Annotated in this window: 4 protein-coding genes; 2 read left to right on the plus strand and 2 right to left on the minus strand. The window is 45.0% G+C overall.

Annotated features, from left to right (window positions below):
- The coding region (locus AC1DUA_RS33085; RefSeq protein WP_477503772.1) for an S-layer homology domain-containing protein at window positions 1–779 on the plus strand (779 nt) is incomplete at its 5' end.
- Window positions 780–920: 141 nt separating this feature from the next.
- Window positions 921–1,292: a DoxX family protein gene (locus AC1DUA_RS33090; RefSeq protein WP_477503773.1), complete on the plus strand. Its 372-nt coding sequence runs from the start codon at window positions 921–923 to the stop codon at window positions 1,290–1,292.
- 48 nt (window positions 1,293–1,340) lie between these two features.
- Here the strand turns inward: AC1DUA_RS33090 and AC1DUA_RS33095 are convergent, their stop codons facing one another.
- Both AC1DUA_RS33095 and AC1DUA_RS33100 read right to left on the minus strand, forming a co-directional pair.
- Window positions 1,341–2,108 (minus strand): sugar phosphate isomerase/epimerase family protein, encoded by a 768-nt coding sequence (locus tag AC1DUA_RS33095; RefSeq protein ID WP_477503774.1) that lies wholly within the window; start codon window positions 2,106–2,108, stop codon window positions 1,341–1,343.
- Window positions 2,109–2,473: 365 nt separating this feature from the next.
- The coding region (locus AC1DUA_RS33100) for a P-loop NTPase family protein (RefSeq protein ID WP_477503775.1) at window positions 2,474–2,635 on the minus strand (162 nt) is incomplete at its 5' end.

A 2,635-nucleotide genomic window follows, 5' to 3' on the forward strand; every position in this document is an offset into this window, starting at 1 on the left:
GTTTAAGCGATACCGAGATTCAACAAATCGGTGTGTATGTTGAACATAGTGACGGGACTAAGGAGTTTAAAAAAGGCACTATCACAACGTTCGAAGGTGGACGCGGCATTCAATTTACCACTAGTAAATTCAGTACGTATGCGCTTTTGAAAGTCGATGGTCGGTCATTGTCTTTCTCACACGAACCGTACATCCAAGGTTATGAGGGCAGCTTGTTCCGTCCGGACAACCGCATTACCCGCGCCGAAATGGCAATGATTCTCTCGCGTATTGCGACCACGCCGGCATCAGGCAGCGGCAATGCATACATTGACGTGCAGCCAGATCATTGGTCTTATGCTGCCATTGCCCAAGTTTCGCGCATGGGTCTGATGCAAGGTTACGCTGACGGAACTTTCAGACCAGATCAACCCATCACCAGGGCGGAAATGGCAGCTTTAGCTGCACGGTTCGCGGTGGATGCTACTGGTGCTGGTGCTGGCGCGGGCTTTGCCGATACATCCGGCCTTTGGGCCGAAGATGCTATCAAAGCTGCCCAAGGTGCGGGCTACTTGAACGGCTACGCAGATGGCTCCTTCGGCCCAGCTAATCCGCTCACTCGCGCAGAAGCCGTCACTGTTATCAACCGTGTCCTCGGTCGAGGACCGCTTCACGGAATCATACACTCGCCATGGACAGACGTGCCAGACGATCACTGGGCCGTTAATGACATTGAGGAAGCTTCGGTCCGTCACTCGTTTGAGCGGCTAACTGCCGGTGGAGAAACAATCATGAAGTAATCCCAATAGCCGAATATTATGAATAAAAGGATTTCCTCCAGTTAATACGGCCGCAGCCACATAAATATTCCTTGACAGGTATATTCCCCACGAGGTATATTCTTAGCAGGAATTCTTATTAACCTAGGAGGCTGCAATACAATGAAAAAAATTACGATTCCTTATTGGATTTTTACCGTTCTAGTGGTGTTATTTATGGGTGTGGGTGCAATTTCAGATACGATTAAAGTAGCTGCTGCCGTTGAACTCTTCAAGCATCTGGGTTACCCCGAAGATCTTCTTCCCTTTCTTGGTATTGCCAAAATATTAGGAGTCATTGCCATTCTTATTCCCGGCTTTCCACGAATCAAGGAATGGGCATACGCCGGTCTGATTTTCGATTTGACAGGTGCTACGTACTCAACTATCGCGGTGGATGGCATGATGGCTGGATTGGGTTTTCTTCCGGGCTTTATTATTATTGCAGGTTCTTATGTGTATTATCATAAAAGGCTCAAAGCTCACTTGCGATAAAAACAAAAAGAACGGCTGGGTTGTAGCCGTTCTTTTTGATACTTATTTCTAAGCTTTTGCCCCGAGTTTTACTAGATTGGCAAAGCTGATCTGCAAGCTTTCAAATGGATTGCGATCATAACAATCGTCCTGCTCGACCGCTGCCCACTCCACACCAATGTCTTCGCAGGCTTGAATAATTCTTCTGAAATTCATATTGCCTTCACCGACCTCGGAGAAACGCTGTTTCCGATCCGGCGTCACAATCATATCTTTGAAATGCACAACTTTCATTCGACCATCCATTTTACGTATCCACTGCACGGGATCTGCTCCGCCTGCTTGAACCCAGTATACATCCAGCTCAAAATCAACACTATCAGGGTCCGACATTTCAAATAAAATGTCCATGCCTGTCTTTCCATCATATTTAGCGAACTCAAAATCATGATTATGATAGATAAACTGTAACCCAGCACCTTTCAGCTGTTTTCCAAATTCCGAAGCTTGCTTAGCAAATGTGGCATAACCCTGACTATTTTCGCGAAACTCTTGCGGGAGACCGCCTAAACCAACATATTTGCAATCCCATGCCAGATGTTTCTTAATGACACCATCCATATCGTTCAACAAATCGTTATATCCGATATGAGTGGCACAGATCGTCAACCCTTCCTGCTCTGCAAGCGCTTTAAATTCTTGAATGTCGATTGGTCCTACACCGGAAGCTTGTACAGCGTTATAGCCCATTTGCTTTACTTTTTTCAAGCTTTCACTAATCTCAGCGGGTGTTTTCAGAAAGTTGCGAAGCGTATACAATTGCGCGGCGATTCTCATTCCTATCACTCCATTCATCAAATTTGAGTCCTTTCATATATAACATAGAATGAGGTGTCTGAGCTACAAAAAAATCCTTTTGAGGGATCTTCAGGATCTATTTTAGTGAAAATCTCGTTCTACTAACCCGGAATCCAGCTAAGGCTTTTCTTAAAAGGAACTGGAGTCCTCTATTACTTGAAAAACAAGCGGTTTCCTCTCTGAGCGGAACTACAGGAACTTGTTTTGCCTCCAAGGCACGTTTTTCGCGTGAAATTGGCAAAATAGCGCACCGTAGTTCCTACTACTTGGGGTAATGTACTTTTTATGCTAAATAGCGATCTTTAGTTCCCTACCGTTTGCATGCGCGGCAGCTTCGTAGTTTTTTACAGTTCAATGATTTTAGTTGAAACGTTATGGCAAAATTCCCGGTCATGTTCCACAAAAAGAATCGTTGGTGAATATTCAAGCAGCAACTCCTCAATTTGCATGCGAGAAATCACATCAATAAAATTAAGCGGTTCGTCCCAAATGTGTAGATGTACCTG

The organism is Paenibacillus sp. 01T422 (assembly GCF_056398785.1).